This window comes from Massilia sp. DJPM01, assembly GCF_030348125.1.
Lineage (GTDB): Bacteria > Pseudomonadota > Gammaproteobacteria > Burkholderiales > Burkholderiaceae_D > Telluria_A > Telluria_A frigida.
The window spans coordinates 1-767 of record NZ_JAQOZV010000206.1 but is presented as its reverse complement, the minus strand read 5'-3'; the positions used below and the strand labels follow the sequence as shown (position 1 = coordinate 767).

At 57.6% G+C, this 767-nt stretch carries 2 protein-coding genes; one reads left to right on the top strand and one right to left on the bottom strand.

The annotated features are described in order from the left end of the window. The coding region (locus PO883_RS34690) for a M949_RS01915 family surface polysaccharide biosynthesis protein (protein WP_373890145.1) at positions 1-444 on the bottom strand (444 nt) is incomplete at its 3' end. A gap of 77 nt (positions 445-521) precedes the next feature. On the opposite strand from PO883_RS34690, the gene PO883_RS34685 reads away from it, so the two are divergent. Next, the coding region (locus tag PO883_RS34685; protein ID WP_289313832.1) for a transposase at positions 522-767 on the top strand (246 nt) is incomplete at its 3' end.

Below are 767 nucleotides of genomic sequence, written 5' to 3'. Positions count from 1 at the left end.
AAACATTTTGTACGGCACGGTCACTTCGGCGATGCCGTTGTTGTCGAGGTCGGTAATGGTGATGTACTTGGGGAAAAAACTGGCCGATGAATCGATCACGGGGCAGTCGTTCGCATCTTCGATCAGCCATGCGCGGGCCCAGCGATTGGCCTTGCGGGTGTACAGCGAGGAGAACAGTTCGTAGAGCTCGTCGCGGCCAGGCTCGGCGTTGAAGGCGCTCGATGGACCGGTGCGCATGCTGACGACGAGAATGTGCTCGCCGGCGGCGTCGGCAAAGCGGGCGGCCTTGACCAGCTTGCCAGGCACGGCGATGTGTTCGGATTTCAGAACGGCTGGCGTGACCGGGGTGTGCTGCACGCTGGCGGCCAGAGCGGTCGGGGACGCTGCCGCTGCGATCAGCGACAGGCACAAGGTGATGAGGGGAAAGGCGGATTTTATCGACATGCTTCTACTCTTACTGTGTCACAAAACTGAATTATGTGCGTATACTGTTGAACTGTCTATAACGACAGGAGACGGGAATGACGAATTTGGCTGAATTGGATATGTATCTTGAGCGGCTGTGTGGAGCGTTAGGTCACATGGATCGCAGGACAAGTCTGAAAGACTACTGTCAAGGGCTGATGCTGCCGATCGCGCGCAAGAGCGTCGAGCCATTGGCTGCGCACATCAACCCGACGCAGGTACGCGCCAAACACCAGTCGCTTCATCATTTTGTGGCGAAATCGGCGTGGTCGGACAGCGCCATGTTGGCATCGGTGTGCGAT